This window comes from Streptomyces lincolnensis (genome assembly GCF_001685355.1).
Classification (GTDB): domain Bacteria; phylum Actinomycetota; class Actinomycetes; order Streptomycetales; family Streptomycetaceae; genus Streptomyces; species Streptomyces lincolnensis.
Genome location: NZ_CP016438.1, coordinates 3,017,652 through 3,035,279, shown reverse-complemented (window position 1 = coordinate 3,035,279; position 17,628 = coordinate 3,017,652). Strand labels below are relative to the sequence as shown.

The 17,628-nt window shown below is 70.9% G+C and carries 12 protein-coding genes; 5 read left to right on the top strand and 7 right to left on the bottom strand.

Annotated features, from left to right (window positions below; genetic code table 11):
* Window positions 1-87 precede the first annotated feature (87 nt).
* The 4 genes from SLINC_RS13440 (at window position 88) to SLINC_RS13425 (ending at window position 9,088) form a co-directional block, all read left to right on the top strand.
* Window positions 88-1,488: a glycoside hydrolase family 30 protein gene (locus tag SLINC_RS13440; RefSeq protein ID WP_107406598.1), complete on the top strand. Its 1,401-nt coding sequence runs from the start codon at window positions 88-90 to the stop codon at window positions 1,486-1,488.
* Window positions 1,489-1,609: 121 nt separating this feature from the next.
* Window positions 1,610-7,003 carry a pullulanase-type alpha-1,6-glucosidase gene (gene pulA / locus SLINC_RS13435; protein ID WP_067431366.1) on the top strand — a complete coding sequence of 1,798 codons (5,394 nt, stop codon included), beginning with the start codon at window positions 1,610-1,612 and terminating at the stop codon, window positions 7,001-7,003.
* 72 nt (window positions 7,004-7,075) lie between these two features.
* On the top strand, window positions 7,076-8,695 hold the full coding sequence (locus tag SLINC_RS13430) for a fused response regulator/phosphatase (RefSeq protein ID WP_067445296.1): 1,620 nt from the start codon (window positions 7,076-7,078) through the stop codon (window positions 8,693-8,695).
* Window positions 8,696-8,728: 33 nt separating this feature from the next.
* Window positions 8,729-9,088, top strand: coding sequence for a 5-carboxymethyl-2-hydroxymuconate Delta-isomerase (locus SLINC_RS13425; RefSeq protein ID WP_067431363.1), 360 nt, complete (start codon window positions 8,729-8,731; stop codon window positions 9,086-9,088).
* Window positions 9,089-9,134: 46 nt separating this feature from the next.
* Here SLINC_RS13425 and SLINC_RS13420 read toward each other — a convergent pair whose 3' ends face one another.
* The 4 genes from SLINC_RS13420 to SLINC_RS13405 all read right to left on the bottom strand — a co-directional run bounded on the left by SLINC_RS13420 (window position 9,135) and on the right by SLINC_RS13405 (window position 12,849).
* Window positions 9,135-9,467, bottom strand: a complete 333-nt coding sequence (locus tag SLINC_RS13420; RefSeq protein ID WP_067431360.1) for a hypothetical protein — start codon at window positions 9,465-9,467, stop codon at window positions 9,135-9,137.
* A 102-nt stretch (window positions 9,468-9,569) separates the two neighbouring features.
* Window positions 9,570-10,259, bottom strand: a complete 690-nt coding sequence (locus SLINC_RS13415; RefSeq protein WP_107406597.1) for a TetR/AcrR family transcriptional regulator — start codon at window positions 10,257-10,259, stop codon at window positions 9,570-9,572.
* Between the two features lie 88 nt (window positions 10,260-10,347).
* The gene (locus SLINC_RS13410; RefSeq protein WP_067431357.1) at window positions 10,348-12,285 is read right to left on the bottom strand and encodes a hypothetical protein; all 1,938 of its coding nucleotides are present in this window, start codon (window positions 12,283-12,285) and stop codon (window positions 10,348-10,350) included.
* A 48-nt stretch (window positions 12,286-12,333) separates the two neighbouring features.
* Window positions 12,334-12,849, bottom strand: a complete 516-nt coding sequence (locus tag SLINC_RS13405) for a tetratricopeptide repeat protein (protein ID WP_225988420.1) — start codon at window positions 12,847-12,849, stop codon at window positions 12,334-12,336.
* A gap of 135 nt (window positions 12,850-12,984) precedes the next feature.
* Between SLINC_RS13405 and SLINC_RS13400 the strand changes: the two genes are divergently transcribed.
* Entirely contained in the window at window positions 12,985-13,419 is a 435-nt protein-coding gene (locus SLINC_RS13400; RefSeq protein ID WP_182449162.1) for a hypothetical protein, read from the top strand.
* A gap of 86 nt (window positions 13,420-13,505) precedes the next feature.
* Here the strand turns inward: SLINC_RS13400 and SLINC_RS13395 are convergent, their stop codons facing one another.
* The 3 genes from SLINC_RS13395 to SLINC_RS13385 form a co-directional block, all read right to left on the bottom strand.
* The gene (locus SLINC_RS13395; protein ID WP_067431354.1) at window positions 13,506-15,062 is read right to left on the bottom strand and encodes a DUF1996 domain-containing protein; all 1,557 of its coding nucleotides are present in this window, start codon (window positions 15,060-15,062) and stop codon (window positions 13,506-13,508) included.
* A gap of 204 nt (window positions 15,063-15,266) precedes the next feature.
* On the bottom strand, window positions 15,267-15,920 hold the full coding sequence (locus SLINC_RS13390) for a LuxR C-terminal-related transcriptional regulator (RefSeq protein WP_067431351.1): 654 nt from the start codon (window positions 15,918-15,920) through the stop codon (window positions 15,267-15,269).
* The gene (locus SLINC_RS13385) at window positions 15,905-17,224 is read right to left on the bottom strand and encodes a sensor histidine kinase (protein ID WP_067431348.1); all 1,320 of its coding nucleotides are present in this window, start codon (window positions 17,222-17,224) and stop codon (window positions 15,905-15,907) included. Before SLINC_RS13385 ends, SLINC_RS13390 begins: the two co-directional genes overlap by 16 nt.
* Between the last annotated feature and the right edge of the window lie 404 nt (window positions 17,225-17,628).

Here is a 17,628-nt window from a genome sequence, read left to right as displayed (position 1 = left end):
CGTGCGGTACGCGAGGGGTTGACGTGTCCTGGACATCGCTCTACGTTCCGCTGTGAGTTTGGGAGCGCTCCCACGATGAGGCGGATCATGACAAGCAGACGTAGAAAATGGACGGTCACAGGCCTGTCCGTCCTCCTGACCGCGGCCGGTTTCACCGCGGCGGGCACACCGAACGCCTGGGCCGCCACCACGGCCACCATCAACGGCTCGACCACCCACCAGCCCATCGACGGCTTCGGATTCTCCGAGCACTTCGGACGGGCCGACATCATGCGCCGCTCGCAGGGACTGCCCGCGCAGAAGCAGCGCGAACTCCTCGACCTGCTGCTCGACCGCACCACCGGCGCCGGTATGAGCATCCTGCGCCTCGGTATCGACTCCGGAATCCAGCCCACCGACCCCGGCGGCCCCAACGCCACCCCCAAGTACGTCTGGGACCGCCAGGACAAGGGCCAGGTGTGGCTCGCCCAGCAGGCCAAGGCGTACGGCGTCAACCGCTTCTACGCCGACGCGTGGACGGCTCCCGGCTATATGAAGACCAACGGCACCGACGCCAACGGCGGGACCCTGTGCGGGCTCTCGGGCGCGAGCTGCGCGAGCGGCGACTGGCGCCGGGCGTACGCGGACTTCCTCGTGCAGTACGCGAGGTTCTACGGCCAGGAGGGCATCGGGATCACCGACCTCGGGTTCACCAACGAGCCCGACTGGACGGCCACCTACGACTCCATGCGGCTCACCCCCGCCCAGGCGGTCGAGTTCACCAAGGTCCTCGGGCCGGTCGCGAACGCGGCCGGATACAAGGTGGCCTGCTGCGACTCCTTCGGCTGGAACCAGCAGAAGAACTACACCAGCGCGATCGAGGCAGACCCGGTCGCCCGGGGCCTGGTCGCCACCCACACCGGCCACACCTACGCCAGCAAGGTCGACGGACCCCTGCCGACCCGCAAGCGCACCTGGATGTCGGAGTGGTCGCCCGACGGCACCACCTGGAACGAGAACTGGGACGACGGCAGCGGCTACGACGGCTTCACCGTCGCCTCCGCGGTCCACGACGCCCTGACCAAGGGCAACACCAGCGGATACGTGTACTGGTACGGCGCCTCGGTCGGCGCGACCCGCGGTCTCATCCAGATGGACGGCGCGGACTATCACGTCTCCAAGCGGCTGTGGGCGATCGCCAACTACAGCCGCTTCGTCCGCCCCGGAGCCACCCGCATCGGCGCCACCACCCCCGACGCCAACCTCAGGCTGTCGGCGTTCCGCAACACCGACGGCTCGGTCACCGTCGTGGCGCTCAACGCGGCCTCCAGCGCCCAGCAGGTGTCGTACAGCCTCCGGAACACCGGGATCACCAGCGGGACGGCGACCCCGTACCTGACGAACAACGCCCACAGCACCGCCCGGCAGACCGCCGTCCCGGTGAGCGGAGGTTCCCTGACGGCGACGGTCCCGGCCCGCTCCCTCGTCACCTACACCATCAAGCGATAGACGAGCCACATCTGAAAGTTCTTTCCATTGCTTTCAGGACTCTTGCTGTAAGCCTTTCGGCGGCGATACGGTCACGCGGGGTCGGACCCACGAGAGCCGTATGCGCAAGGAGTCCACTGCTGTGATACCGAGATGGCCGGCGCCGCCCAGACGCCGTACCCACCGTGCCGGACGGGTCGCCGCGGTCACCGTGACCGCGTTGACCGCAGCGCTCGTCCAGCCTCTCGCGGCCCGGGCCGACACCCCGCCCGCGCCCCCGTCCGACGCGAAGCTGGCGAAGGCCGAAGCCCGCCACGACCTGACCCGCGAGCAGTTCTACTTCGTCCTGCCGGACCGTTTCGCCAACGGGGACACCTCCAACGACCGGGGCGGCCTGACCGGTTCGCGTCTCACCACCGGTCACGACCCCACCGACAAGGGCTTCTACCAGGGCGGCGACCTCAAGGGCCTGACCCAGAGGCTCGACTACATCAAGGGCCTCGGCACCACCGCCCTGTGGATGGCCCCGATCTTCAAGAACCGGCCCGTGCAGGGCGCCGGCGCTGGGGGTACCTCCCAGGCTATTGGCACTGGGGGAGCCTCGGCCGGCTACCACGGTTACTGGATCACCGACTTCACCCAGGTCGACCCGCACTTCGGCACCAACAAGGACCTCGAAACCCTCATCTCCAAGGCCCACGCCAAGGGCATGAAGGTCTTCTTCGACGTCATCACCAACCACACCGCCGACGTGGTCGACTACGAGGAGAAGTCCTACGACTACCTCTCCAAGGGCGCGTTCCCGTACCTGACGAAGGACGGCGAGCCCTTCGACGACGCCGACTACGCGGACGGCACGAAGGACTTCCCGGACGTCGACACCGACTCCTTCCCGCGCACGCCCGAGGCCACCGCCGGCACCAAGGTCCCGTCATGGCTCAACGACCCGACGATGTACCACAACCGCGGCGACTCCACCTTCGCCGGTGAGAGCTCCGCGCACGGCGACTTCTCCGGCCTCGACGACCTGTGGACCGAGCGTCCCGAGGTCGTCGGCGGCATGGAGAGGATCTACCGGCGCTGGGTCAGGGACTTCGACATCGACGGCTTCCGGATCGACACCGTGAAGCACGTCGACATGGAGTTCTGGACCCAGTGGGCCACCGCCCTCGACGCCTACGCGGCCCAGCAGGGGCGCGACGATTTCTTCATGTTCGGCGAGGTCTACTCCGCCGACACGGACGTCACCGCGCCCTACGTCACCCAGGGCCGCCTCGACGCCACCCTCGACTTCCCCTTCCAGGAGGCGGCACGGCAGTACGCCTCCCAGGGCGGCAGCGCCCGCAAACTCGCCTCGGTCTTCGGCGACGACTACAAGTACACGACCGGCCGGGCCAACGCCTACGAGCAGGTCACCTTCCTCGGCAACCACGACATGGGCCGCATCGGGCACTTCCTGAAGCAGGACAACCCCAGGGCCACGGACGCGGAGATCCTCGCCAAGGACAGGCTCGCCAACGAGCTGATGTTCCTCAGCCGCGGCAACCCCGTCGTCTACTACGGCGACGAGCAGGGCTTCACCGGAGCGGGCGGCGACAAGGACGCCCGCCAGCCCCTGTTCGCCTCCCGCACCGCCGACTACCTCGACGACGACGAGATCGGCACCGACCGCACCCACGCGAGCGACGCCTACGACCCCGGCGCGCCGCTGTACCGGCAGATCGGCGCCCTGTCCAAGCTCCGCAAGGCCAACCCGGCGCTGACCGACGGCGTACAGACCGAGCGGTACGCGGCGGACGGGCCCGGCGTCTATGCCTTCTCCCGGACCGACGCCAGGGCGGGCACCGAGTACGTCGTCGCCTTCAACAACGCCGACGAGCCCCGGACGGCCACGTTCGCGACCGGCTCGGCGAACATGACGTTCAAGGGGATCCACGGCGGTGCCGCGTCGGTCACCTCCGACGCCGACAGGAAGATCACCGTCACCGTCCCCGCCGGCTCCGCGATCGTCCTCAAGGCCGCCGGACCGCTCGCCGCACCCGCCACGAAGCCGACGATCACCGTCGGGGCCCCGGCCACCGGCGCCACCGGCACGGTCGACATCACCGCCGACGTGGACGGCGGACAGCTCAACCGGGTCGTCTTCGCCGCGCAGGTCGGCAACGGCAGATGGCAGACCCTCGGCTCCGCCGACCACGCCCCCTACCGGGTCACCCAGACCCTCGGCAAGGACGTACCGGCCGGAACGGCCCTGCGCTACAAGGCGGTTGTGATCGACTCGGCGGGCCGGACGGCCTCGGCCACGGCCTCCTCCGCGACCGGCACCCCGCCCGTCGAGGAGCCCCCGTCCGCCTCCTCCCGCGACTACGCGGTCGTCCACTACAAGCGTGCCGACGGCGACTACCGGAACTGGGGCCTGCACGTGGAGGGCGAGCGCCATCCGTTCATCGGCCGGGACGCCTACGGCGCCTTCGCCTACGTCAAGCTCAAGCCCGGCGCCACGGCCCTCGACTTCCTCATCGTCGACGCGCAGGGCAACCGGGACGTCGACGGCGAGCGCACGATCGACCTCACGAGGACGGGCGAGATCTGGACAGAGCAGGGCGAGGAGGCCGTGCGCACCGAGCGGCCGGACCACCCGGCCCAGGACGAGACCAGGGCGATCCTGCACTACCACCGCGACGACGGCGACTACGACGGCTGGGGACTGCACGTCTGGACGGGCGCCGCGCACCCCACCGACTGGTCGAACCCGCTGAAGCCGGTCCGGACCGACGCCTACGGCGCCGTTTTCGAGGTACCCCTCAACGATGGTGCGAGCAGCCTCAGCTACATCGTCCACAAGGGCGACGAGAAGGACCTCCCCACCGACCGGTCGCTCGACCTCACCGCCGACGGCCACGAGGTGTGGCTGATGAGCGGCCAGGAGAAGCACCTGCTCCCGCAGCCCGCCGGCTCCGCCGCCGCGCTAGACCTGACCACCTCCAAGGCGGTCTGGATCGACCGGAACACGCTCGTCTGGAACGGCTCCGAGGCGGCCGCCTCCACCCAGCTGCTGTCCTCGCGCAACGGCTCGATCACCGTGGACAGGGGGACCCTGACCAGCGACGACGAGCGATGGCTACGGCTCACCAAAACCGCTCTCACCGACGCCCAGAAGGCCGGGTTCCCGCACCTGAAGGACCACACCGCCTGGTCCGTCGACCCCCGCGACCGCGAGCGCGTCAAGGAGGCCCTCACCGGACAGCTCGTCGCCTCCCAACGGGCCGCGAACGGCGCCGTACTGGCGGCGACCGGCGTCCAGATCGCCGGCGCACTCGACGATCTGTACCCGGCGGCGACCAAGGCCGAGCTGGGCCCGACCTTCCACGACGGCCGTCCCACCCTGGCCGTCTGGGCGCCGACCGCGCAGTCCGTGCGGCTGGAACTCGACGGCTCCACGACGACGATGCGGCGGGACGACACCACCGGCGTCTGGTCCGTCACCGGCCCCAGGTCCTGGAAGAACAAGCCCTACCGGTACGTCGTGAAGGTCTGGGCGCCCAGTGTCGGCAAGGTGGTCACCAACAAGGTCACCGACCCCTACTCGGTCGCCCTCACCACCGACTCCGAGCGCAGCCTCGTCGCCGACCTGGACGACAGGTCGCTGGCCCCGCGCGGCTGGTCGACGTACACCAAGCCCAAACCGGTACCGCTGAAGGACGCCCAGATCCAGGAGCTGCACGTCCGGGACTTCTCCGTCGCCGACAGGACGGCCACCGATCCCGGCACCTATCTCGCCTTCGCCGACAGGGCGAGCGACGGCTCCGAGCACCTGCGTCGGCTCGCGAAGGCGGGCACGTCGTACGTCCATCTCCTGCCCGCGTTCGACATCGCCACCATCCCGGAGAAGAAGTCCGAGCAGGCGACCGTCGACTGCGACCTGGCCGCCTTCCCGGCCGACTCCGGCCGGCAGCAGGAGTGCGTGGCCGAGGTCGCCGCGAAGGACGCCTACAACTGGGGCTACGACCCGTACCACTACACGGTCCCCGAGGGCTCGTACGCGACGGACCCCGACGGCACGGCCCGTACCGTCGAGTTCCGCACGATGGTCAAGGCGCTCAACGAGGACGGCCTCGGGATCGTCATGGACGTCGTCTACAACCACACGGCCGCCAGCGGCCAGGCGCGGACGAGTGTCCTCGACCGGATCGTCCCCGGCTACTACCAGCGGCTCCTCGCCGACGGCTCGGTGGCGAACAGCACCTGCTGTGCCAACACCGCCACCGAGAACGCCATGATGGGCAAGCTGGTCGTCGACTCGGTCGTCACCTGGGCCAGGGAGTACAAGGTCGACGGGTTCCGCTTCGACCTCATGGGCCACCACCCCAAGGCCAACATCCTGGCGGTCCGCAAGGCGCTCGACGCGCTCACGCCCGCCAAGGACGGCGTCGACGGCAAGAAGATCATCCTGTACGGCGAGGGCTGGAACTTCGGGGAGGTCGCCGACGACGCCCGGTTCCCGCAGGCCACGCAGAAGAACATGGCGGGAACCGGCGTCGCGACCTTCTCCGACCGGGCGCGGGACGCCGTGCGCGGCGGCGGGCCCTTCGACGAGGATCCGGGCGTCCAGGGCTTCGCCTCGGGGCTGTACACCGACCCCAACGCGTCCGGGAACAACGGCACGCCGGAGGAGCAGAAGGCCCGCCTCCTGCACTACCAGGACCTGATCAAGGTCGGACTGTCCGGCAATCTCGCCGACTACCGCTTCACCGACACCGACGGCAGGCGGGTCAAGGGCTCCGAGGTCGACTACAACGGCCGGCCCGCCGGCTACGCGGACGCACCCGGCGACGCCCTCGCCTACGCCGACGCGCACGACAACGAGTCGCTGTTCGACGCGCTGGCCTTCAAACTGCCCGCCTCGACCGGCGCCGCCGACCGGGCCCGGATGCAGGTCCTCGCCATGGCGACGGCCACCCTCTCGCAGGGTCCTGCCCTCTCCCAGGCGGGCACCGACCTGCTGCGCTCCAAATCCCTGGACCGCAACTCCTACGACAGCGGCGACTGGTTCAACGCGATCCACTGGAACTGCGCCGACGGCAACGGCTTCGGCCGCGGACTGCCGCCGGCCGCCGACAACGCCGCCAAGTGGCCTTACGCCAAGCCCCTGTTGAGTGCCGTGAAGGTCGGCTGCCCGCAGATCGAGGGGGCCTCGGCCGCGTACCGGGACCTGCTCAGGATCCGTACGACGGAGCCGGTCTTCTCGCTCGGCACGTCCGCCCAGGTGCAGTCGAAGCTCTCCTTCCCGCTGTCGGGGAAGGACGAGACACCCGGAGTGATCACCATGGAACTCGGTGAACTCGTCGTCGTGTTCAACGCGACACCGACCCGGCGGGAACAGCGGATCGAGGCGCTGGCCGGAACGGCATATGCCCTGCACCCGGTACAGAAAGCGGGTGCGGACTCTACCGTCGGATCGTCGTCCTACGAACGGGTTTCGGGCACCTTCGCCGTTCCTGGCCGGACCGTGGCCGTATTCTCCCGTACTTCGTGACAAGGGCATTACCTTGGTGGGGCGGACCGTGAACGCCGGTCCGCTCCACCGGTGCTCTCCGAGGGCTGGCAGATGGACGTCAACGGCAAACTGACAGGAACGACCGTGATGGTCGTGGACGACATGGAGGTCAACCGGTACGCCATGGGTACCGTGTTGAGCCGCGCCGGGCACCGGGTGGTGCCGGTCGCCACCGGCGGCGAGGCGCTCGCCGAACTCGACGCACGGCTGCGCAAGGGCACGTTGCCGGACGTGGCGCTCGTCGACGTGGGGCTGCCGGACATGAGTGGCTTCGACCTGTGCCGGCTGTTCAAGGAGCGGCCGCACACCGCCGGGATGCCCGTCGTGCACTTCTCGGCCGCCGCCGTGGCCCCGGTCAACCGCTGCCAGGGCCTGGACGCGGGATCCGAGGCCTATCTGAAGGTGCCCGCCGAGCCACTGGAGATCGAGGCGGTGGTCCGGGCCGCCGTGCGCAACGCACGGCTGCGGGCCGACGACCGGGCACTGGTCCGGCGGCTCACCCTGCTGTCGGAGACGATCGTCACCATCCAGGCGGCGCGTTCCCTGAACGAGCTCGCCGACGCGGCCGCCGAGGGCGTCGCCCGGCTCACCGGCAACCCCGCCGCCGTCTTCGTCCTCGACCAGGACGACCGGCTGCACCGCGGTCTGTCCCGGGACCGCATCCCCGTCGCCCTGCCCGACGAGAGCGCCGACCGCACCGTGGCCACCCTGCTGCGGAGGCTCGCCCGGGGACAGGCCGGCGTACAGCTCACCACGGTGCCCGCGCAGCTGTGGCCGACCGGGTTCTTCCGGCCCGGCGTGGACCACGACGCCCGCCTGGCGCTGGCCCCCACTCAGGACAGCAGGGCCACGGTGTGCCTGGCCTCGCCCGCGCGCGGGATCCGCCGGGTGGGCCTGGAGGGCGAGGCCCTGCTGGCCCAGCTCGCCCAGGCCACCGCGCTCGCCGCCGAGCCGCTGCTCATGTACCAGGTCGAGCGGCATGTCGCCCTGACCTTCCAGCACAGCTTCCTGCCCCAGCCGCACCGGCTGCCCGACCTGCCGGGCCTCGACGTCGCGGTCCGCTACGTGCCCGCCTCCCGGCAGACGGAGATCGGCGGTGACTTCTACGCCGCCCTGCGCACCGACGAGGGCGTGCTCACCGCGGTCGGCGACGTCGTCGGCCACTCGCTGGAGGCGGCGACCATCATGGTCGAGATCCGGCACGCGCTGCGCGCCTACGCCGTCGACGAGAGCGATCCCGCCGTACTCGCCGAGCGCCTGGACCGGATGCTCCAGCGCTACCACAGCGACGTCACGGCCACCGCCTGTCTGGCGCTGGTCACCCCCGACACCGGACGGGTCCGCATCGCCAACGCCGGCCACATCCCGCCGCTGCTCATCCGGGGCGACGGCGACGCCGACTACGCCAAGGCCGCCGGGCCGCTGCTCGGCGTCGGCCTGCCCCACCCGGAGCCCACCGAGCTGTTCCTCGACCCCGGGGACCGGCTCCTCATGGTCACCGACGGGCTGATCGAGACCCGCGGCACGGACCTCACGGCCTCCATGGAGCAGCTCCGGGCGGCAGCCTCCGGCTCCCTGCCCGGCCTGGACGCCCTCTGTGACACCCTCCTGGCCTGCTTCGGGCACGAGCGGGAGGACGACATCGCGATGCTGGCCCTGAGACTAGGGTGACCTGTGACGCCGTAGAACAGGAGTGCCCACGCCATGCCGCAGATCACCGTCGACCACTCGCGCTTCCTCTCCTTCGACCGGGAGGGCTTCGCGCGGGGCCTGCACACCGCCGTCGTCGAGATCGCGGCCGCCAAGCCGGAGGCCTGCAAGACGCAGTTCCGGCCCAGCGAGGTCACCGCGTTCGGCTACGACGACCCCGCCGACCTCGGCCACGCCGTCGTCCACGTCACCATCGGCCTCCTCGCCGGCCGCACCGACGAGACGAAGGCCGAACTGACCGGGGCCGTCCTGGAGCTGCTGCGCGAGCACATCGAGAACGACGGCGTCGCGACCCTGCACGCCTCCGCGGAAATCCGCGACCTCGACCCCTCGTACCGCAAGTTCGAGGAGTAGAGGTCTCAGGAGCAGAGGGCTGAGGATCAGAGGGTCGGCGAGGGCCTCAGCCGCCGTACTCGATCGCCACGCCGCCGACGCCGGTGGTGAGCGGGCCGTCGCATCCGACACCGGTACTGCTGGTCCCGCCCGGCGGCACGTACATCCAGTTCGAGTAGCCGTCCACGGACCAGCCGCAGATGGCGCGGACGGAGAACGCGTGCGTCTGCGTCCCGGGGTTGTAGCACTCGCCGTAGGCGGTGTCGTTGTCGATCCAGGTGTTGCACCGCAGCACATTGCCCTCGGCCGCCGCGGGTGAGGCGGTCGCGAGGCCGACTCCGCCGGCGAGGAGGATCCCGGCTGTTCCGGTGACCAAGGCGCGCTTGTAGAGGTTCTTCATGGCCTGCCTTTCTGTTCCCACCCGTTTCCAGGTGTCCGGATCAGTCAAGGCCACAAGCGCTACGGCCGGAACCTGAGACCTCCGAGGGTGCCCGGACCGGCGCTACGAAGCCAGCGCGATCAGCCGGACCACCAGGTCGCCGAACGGGCCCTCGCCCGGCTCGTCCTTGAGCATGGCCCGCAGCAGGACGCTCATCTCCTCGTCGTGTGCCGCGCTCACCGCCGCGAGCGCGGCGAAGTCGTGCACGAGCTGCACCTCCAGCTCGGCACGCGGGATACGCCTGCCGTCCAGCCAGATCAGCGCGGTCGACTCGGCGAGCGAGATCCAGGAACGGACGATCAGCTCCAGTCGCGCGGGGGGCCGGTCCACACCCAGGTGCGAAAGGATCTGGTCATACGCGGCCTGTCGTACGGAGTCGATGAGCGCGTTCGTCGCCGACGAGCCCACCGCCGGACCGCCGCGCATCAACGCCGAGAAACCGGGGCCGTGGTCGTCCACGAAGTCGAAGAAGCGGCGCATCACCCGCAGCAGCCGGGACCCCAGCGGACCCTCGTGCGGCTCCACGAACCGGCTCGCGAGATCCTCCGCCGCACGCTTCAACGCGGCCTCGTACAGGCTGAGTTTGCCGGGGAAGTAGTGGTAGACCAGCGGCCGAGAAATGCCCGCGGCGGCGGCTATCTCGTCGATGGAGACCTCGTCGGGCGACCGACGGCTGAAGAGGTCGAGGGCGACGCCGATCAACTGCTGCCGCCGCTCCTCGACTCCCATTCTTCGGCGTACCCCGGTAGTCATGCGAACACCTTACCGATCGGATCCGGCCCCGAACGGGCCGGTCCGACCACCGGTGTTCACTGTCGAGCGCCCGCTCGCACGGCGTCGGCTAGCCGAGCCCGTTGATCGACCGGCCGTTCTTCAGCGTGCCCTTCAGACCCGCCTGGGCGCCCTGCCGGGTCTTCACCGCCAGGAGGTTGCCGCGGGCGGAGCCGTCGACACCGCCCGTCGCGCTGATCGACGACGTGCCGCGGCTGCCGGCCGCCAGCAGGTACCAGGACCCGGCCGCCGACTTCCACAGCACACCGGCCAGCACCTGCGGGTCGCGCGGCCCGCAGGCCGGGACGTTCTCGGCCTTCGCCGCCACGGCGCCGAACGCCCCGCCCGGCGTGTGGAACTGCGCCAGGACACGCGTGCCCTCGCCCCGCCAGGTCTCCGCGCGCGTGCACACCCAGGTCGCCGAGCCGCTCGCGTCGGGCAGCGGCTGCGCGGCGTACTCCCAGGCGTTCACGGACCGCACGCCCTGCGAGCGCACCGCGGACAGCGAGCAGGCGAACGGCGCCCAGGCCCGCAGCGCCCGAGCACCGGAGGCCTCGCGCCCGTACCCCGGGCGGCCCGTGGTGAGCCGGGCCGGGACCAGCTCGCCGAGGTCCGTCGCCAGCCGGGTGCCCGAGGCGTCGGTCAGCTGGAGCACGTTCCACGACGCGCAGGAGCCGGTCTGGACGGCGGGGCTGGCCATCGGCGCGGTGATGCCGTCGGTCAGCGTGAGGTCCATCGCGCCCGAACCCGGCTTCAGCAGGTCCCGCTCGGCCGCCTTCTTCACCCAGGGGGCCGTCAGATAGCGGACGTTGCCGTCGGCCCGGCCCAGCACCACCGCGCTCGCCTCGGCCCCGGACGCGCCGTCGACCCGCGCGAAGTCGAGCGCGGCGCCCTGCGTGCTGTCCTTGGGCTCGGCGTACCGGGCGATGCGCAGACCGTCGTGGAGGATCACCACACGGGCGTTGTCGACGGTCCCGGCGTACAGCAGCTGGGGCGGTCCGGCCGGGCCGCCGGCGGGGGTGCCGGGGGTGACGGAGACCTGGACGGTCTCGCCGGGGCGGGCCCAGACGGCGAGGGCGCGGCGCAGCAGCGCCTGGTCCCCGGTGAGGTCGCCGCGCGCGGGCCACACGGAGAAGTCGGTGCGGGCGGAGGTCTGCCACGCGGCGGGCGCGACCCTGGTCAGCTGCGCCGGGTCCAGGGCGGCCTCGGCCGCCGGATTCTGGGCGTACACGGGCGCGGCGGCACCGTCCCGGCCCCAGCCGTCCCCGGGCAGGCCGAGCAGCGCCCCGCACACGGCGACGGCCGCGGCAGCGGCGAGCGCGGCCCTCATGTGCTGCCTGCGCCGCATCAGATCGGTGGGCCGGGCCTGGAGCGAACAGGCGTCGAACTCGGCGGAGTCCAGCAGCGCGTACTGCGCCGGCACACCGTCGGCCTCCTCCAGCGCGCCGTCCGGGTCCTCGACACCCGCGGCCGAGAGGACCTTGCGCACGTCGCCGTCCGGGAGCTTCTCCAGACCGCGCAGCACATACGCGGCCCGGCCGGGCCCGGACAGGGCGGACAGCCGCTGGTCGAGGGCGAGTTCGTCGGCACCGCCGGAACGCGGGAAGAGCTTCAGGCCCCACACCTGCGGCAGCAGCGGCGGCAGCTGGGACCGCTTGGGCAGGGCCCGGAAGCTGAGCGGCACGCCCGCCTCCAGCGCCGAACGCAGCACCCGCAGACGGACGAAGGCATACCCCGGATCGCCGTCCCGGCCGCTCGACTGGGCCGGGATCACCGGCGCGGAGGTCCGGCTGCGGGGGAGGGCGCGCTGGGTCAGGGCGTGCGCGGTCAGGACCCGCCTGCCCCGGCCCAGGCCGGGCGGCAGTACCAGATGGGCGATCCGGACGAGCCGCGGGTAGTGCTCGACCAGCGCGGCCTCGGCCTGCTCGACGTCGACGACCGGGTCGGCCGACGAGGAGCCGGCGGCGGAGGAGGGGGCGGGGCGCGGGGCGACATCCTGTGACTGCACGTTCAGCAGAACGAGCGAATCGTTGGATGGTCACCTGGCTGCGGAGCGTTACCCCCCGAGCCGGTCCGACGGCGGCTCCACGAGCGCCCGCGCGTAGTTCGCCATCGACCGCTGGTAGCGGGGCAGATGGGGCGCCAGGGCGCCGAGCACCAGGGAGAGGCCCTCACGGTCCCGGCCGAGGCTGGACAGACACAGCGCGAGCGTCGCCCGTACGGCGTCGTCCAACTCGTCGGAGGGCGCGTCGAGTTCGGAGGTCAGCAGCTTGACGCCCTCCTCCGCCTGCCCGATGTTGCGCAGGGAACTGGAGAGCTGGATCCTGGCGCGCCGCCCCTGGTAGCCGTCCAGGCCGCCCGCGAGCGCCTCCCGGTACAGCGGCACCGCCCTGTCCGAGCGGCCGGTCGAGTCCCAGGCGCAGGCCCGCTCGAAGGAGCCGCGGGGGCTGCCGTCCGGCAGTTCGGCGACGAGCGCGTCGATCACGGCCCGGAAGGCGGGGGCCTCCTCCTCGGCGTAGCCGTCGAGCGTGGCCCAGGCGGCGGCCACCCGGTCTTCCCAGTCCTGGTTCACCGGCTCACCCTCGCACACCCGTCCCAGCGAGCGCACCGGTATTTTGAGCGCACCGGGCGCCGGAGCCGTATCGAGGAGGAGGGCCCCTCGCCGGGGCCCCGTGCGGCATGTGGCCGGAAGGAACCGGAGGATCAGATGAGGGTGACCCGACCGAGCCTCGCGCTGGCCGGCGCGGCGGCGGTACTGGCACTGGCGGGCTGTGGATCCGGCGGGGACGGCCAGGCGGCCGTTCCCGAGACGGCGACCGGCAGCCTCGAACACCTGGCCGCCGAGGTGAAGTGCAAGCCGAACATGCAGACGGACGCGGACGAGATCCGCCAGGCCCTGTGCAAGAACACCGATGGCAGGTTCGTCCTCGCGACCTTCGCCACCGACCGCGGCCAGCGCGAGTGGCTGAACGGCGCCAAGGACTACGGCGGCTACTACCTGGTCGGCCGCAAGTGGGTCGCCGTCGGCGAGGAGAAGACGGTCACCGCTCTCCAGGGCTCGCTCGGCGGGGACATGGAGGAAGGCTCCGAGCACATGAATCCCGGCGGCAGCCACAACAAGGGCGGCGGCCACCACAGCTGACCGAGCGGTTCACGCGATTACCGGACACACGAAAGCCGGCGGTGGGAAATCCCACCGCCGGCTTCGTCAATCACTGACGATCAGGACTACTGGCAGTCCTGCCCGCTGTTGATGCACTCGACCATCTGGTTCATCACGTTCTCGTCGAAGAAGTTGATGAAGTCGTTGTGGTCGGTGATCGGCTTGTGCAGCTGCTCCGGGAAGGAGTCCACCGCGAACGGGTTCGCGAGCTGCCCGTTGTTGATCTGCGGGGCCGGGACGTCGTAGACCAGACGCACCTGGAGCTGGGGGATGGCCTGGAAGCCGTTCGAGCAGGTGCCGTCCGCCTCCACGAAGTCCACGTGGGTGCGGTGGTTGGCGCTGTCGATGTTCTGGCCGTCCCAGCAGCTCTGGAAGTTGGACGTCCGGACCACGCTGCTGCCCTCGGGGCAGATCGGGTACTTGTCCGTCACCTGCCGGTCCTCGAAGCCGGTGCAGCTCCAGGAGGTGTTGGCGTTGTTCAGTCCGTTGGTGAAGGACTTGGCGTCACCGGTGATGATCCGCAGGGCGGTCGGCATCGCGACGACATCGCTGGTCCGGTTGCCGACGAACTTCAGCTCGGCCTGGGCGGGCTCGACGATCTTGCCGACGTTGCCGTCCTGGCCACCGCCGGGCTGACCCTGGTCGATGTCCTGCGTACCGTCCTGGATCCGGATGACCGGCCAGAAGTACGTCGACTTGTCGCCCTGGTTCTGGCAGGTCGTCTCGCCGCCCGCCAGGTCCTCGTCGCTCGCGAAGGCGTTGTTGTTCTGGTTGCCGACGTAGTCGTGCTGGTGCTGGGCACCGTTGGACACGCCGGGCGCCACGATCACGTTGTCCGAGTTGCGGTTCTCGTTCTCGTTCGTGCCGCACTGGGTGGTGAAGGTGCCCGTCGAGCCGCCGTCGCCGTTCGCGGCCAGACCGTTCGGCAGGTTGCGGGAGTTGGGCTGGACGTCCTCGATGTTGATGAAGTCGTCGGCCGCCGGGCCGTTGCCGGCCTGGCCTCCGTTGCCCTGGTCCTGGCCCTGGTCCTGACCGTTGTCCTGGCCCTGGTCCTGACCACCGCCGTTCTGGTCCTGGCCACCGTTGTCCTGGCCCTGGTCCTGACCGTCGTTGTTCTGGCCGCCGCCGTTGCCGTCGTTGGTCTCCGGCTGCTCGGCCGGGACGCCCTGACACTGGGCGAACTGGTCCAGGCCCTGCGGTCGCTGGCCGCCGGCGCGGTTGATGTTGATGCCGATCCGGTCGAGCGTGGCCACACGCTTGGACTTCAGCGGGCTGAGGATGGCGTTGTTGACGTAGTTGGAGTCACCGGCCTGGGCCTGACGGGTGTCCGCCAGGCGCGTGTAGGCCTCCGTGATCTGCCTGTCGAGCAGCGCCAGCTCCTTGGCCACACCCTGACGCGCGCTCTCCGGCACCTTCGTCAGCTTCTGGCCGACATCGGGGCAGTTGATCGTCGCGATCTGGTTGGCGGTGGCCTTCGTCCTGTTCTGCCCCGAGCCCGATTCATGGGCCGAGGCGTAGAAGTTGGCCCAGATCAGCCCGCCCCCGCCGAGCGCTAGGGCCGCCGCCCCGGCTACGGCCTTGGTGGCCATCGGCGTACGGCGTTTTCTTGTGTTGCGTCCCATGGAACTCCTCTGACTTCCTTGCGGGGCAGCATCGAGGCGCCCGACAGGAGTGAAGCGGCGCTCTTGAATACGCGAGCGGTCCCACGGGTGTTCACCCGTCTCAGAAATTGCTGAGAGATTCTGAAGACATTTCCGACCCAACTGCACAGGAAACACCGGCAGTTGTTGATCCCTTACGGCATGTGCGGAACAGTTGGGCCGATATCAACGGTCCTGGTCCAGATAGGCGAGAACCGCCAGGACGCGGCGGTTGTCGTCGTCCGACACCTCCAGGCCCAGTTTGGCGAAGATGTTGGAGGTGTGCTTGGCGATCGCCCGCTCCGTCACGACCAGCTTCTCGGCGATCGCCGCGTTGGTACGCCCCTGCGCCATCAGCTCCAGCACCTCCACCTCGCGCGGGGTCAGCCGCCCCAGCGGCCGGTCGTCGGCCGCCCGCCGGGACAGCAGCTGCTGGATCACCTGCGGATCCATCGCCGTCCCGCCCGCCGCGACCCGCCGTACGGCGTCCACGAACTGCTCCGCGTCGAACACCCGGTCCTTGAGCAGATAGCCGATCCCGCCGGTGCCGTCGGCGAGCAGTTCGCGCGCGTACAGCTGCTCCACGTGCTGGGACAGCACCAGCACCGGCAGCCCGGGTCTGTCACGGCGGGCGTCGAGCGCGCACTGGAGTCCCTCGTCGGTGTGCGTCGGCGGGAGCCTGACGTCCACGACGGCGACGTCCGGCTCCAGTTCGGCGAGCGCGCGGGCCAGCTCCGGCCCGGTCTCGACGGCCGCGGCGATCTCGAAGTCGTAGGCCTCCAGGAGACGGACGAGTCCGTCGCGCAGCAGGAACAGGTCTTCGGCTAGGACAACGCGCAAGGGATCTCCAGGGTGACCATGGTGGGGCCGCCCGCTGGAGAGCTGACGGCCAGGACGCCGTCGAATGTACCCAGTCGCCGCTCGACTCCGGCGAGTCCCGAACCCGCCCCGATCGCCGCGCCGCCCTTGCCGTTGTCGGTGACGGAGATCCGCAGCATGCCGATGCCCCCGGCGCCTTCGGCCCCTTCGTCGACGTGATGCAGGTCGATCCAGATCCGGTCGGCGTCCGCGTGCTTGACGGCGTTGGTCAGCACCTCGCTGACGGCGAAGTACGCCGCCGCTTCCACGGGTGCCTCCGCGCGGCCCGGCAGGTCCACGTTCGTCTCGGTGGGAACGGGCATCCGCAACGCCAACGCCCGTACGGCGTCGCCCAGTCCGCGTTCGGCGAGGACCGGCGGGTGGATGCCGCGGACGAGTTCGCGCAGCTCGGTCAGGGCGTCGGCGGAGGACTGGCGGGCCTGCGAGAGAAGGCGCTTGGCCTGCTCCGGATCCTTGTCGAGGAGCATCTCGATGGTTCCCAGGTCCATGCCCATGGCGACCAGCCGGGCCTGCGCGCCGTCGTGCAGGTCCCGTTCGATGCGCCGCAGTTCGGCGGCGGAGGTGTCCACGGCGTCCCGCCGGGTGTCGGTCAGCACCTTGACGCGCTCGGCCAGTTCGCGCTGGTTGGAGGCGAGCATCCACCGGGTCAGCCGGAAGTGGACCGGCAGCAGCCGCAGGGTGAAGAAGTGGGCGAGGAACAGGAGACCGAGGCCCAGGGCACCGGCGGCGAACGCGGTGGCCTGTCCGGTGACCGGGACGAAGCCGTACCAGTACCCGTCGGGGAAGACCCGCCACAGCCCCGCCGCCAGCGCGAATCCCTCCAGCGGGTAGATCAGCAGCGCGGCCGGCAGGAGCGCCGTGACGAAGCCCGCCGTCATGTCCACGGGCAGCCACCGCAGATCCCGCCAGGTCGCCGGGTCGCGCAGCATCCCGAAGGTGCGCGTCCACGGGTTGGCGTTCTCGGGGACCGGCCGGTACGCCGACGGGATCAGCACCCCGCACCACTCCGCCGCGAGCACCCGCCGCCAGTCCGCGAACACCCGCACGCCGGTGAGTACCCAGCCAGTGGTGAGGATCCCGACGCCGATCGGGATGAGCACGATCGACACCAGGGAGAGCGTGAAGCACAGCACGGCCCCCGGCAGCAGCACCAGCGCCAGGCCGAGCCCCCGCAGTGCCGCCCGCCCCATACCCCGTGCCCCGGCCCCCCTGATGCCGCCGCCGTCGCTGTAGCCGTCGCTGTCGCTCTTGGTCTCGGTGGTCATGGCGTCAGTCTGGCCGAGGCCGGGGCGGGGGTCACTGGGGCTGGGCGGTCGGTCGGGGGGTGGTGCCAGGTACACCCCCTGGCCACGCTCCCTCACCTCCCGAGCCGCCGCCCGCCCTCACCGGTGGCCCGTGCTGCTCAGGTCGGCCGTGTGGCCTGGGGCCGCGTGACTGCCGCCCGTGCTGCCTCCGATCGGCTGTGTTGCCTGCGCCCCACGCCACTGGCGCCCGTCCCGGTCGAGGCGGCCATGGGCTCGCTGGAGCCCGGCCCGCTCCCGTCCGGCTGCGCGGTCGGCGCCGGCCCCGGTTGGGCCGGCTGCGGCCATCACCCGGCCTCGCCTTCGCTCCCGCCCGGCCGCGCCACCGCCGCCCGTCCCGCACGAGCCGATCGCGCCGCCACCAGCCC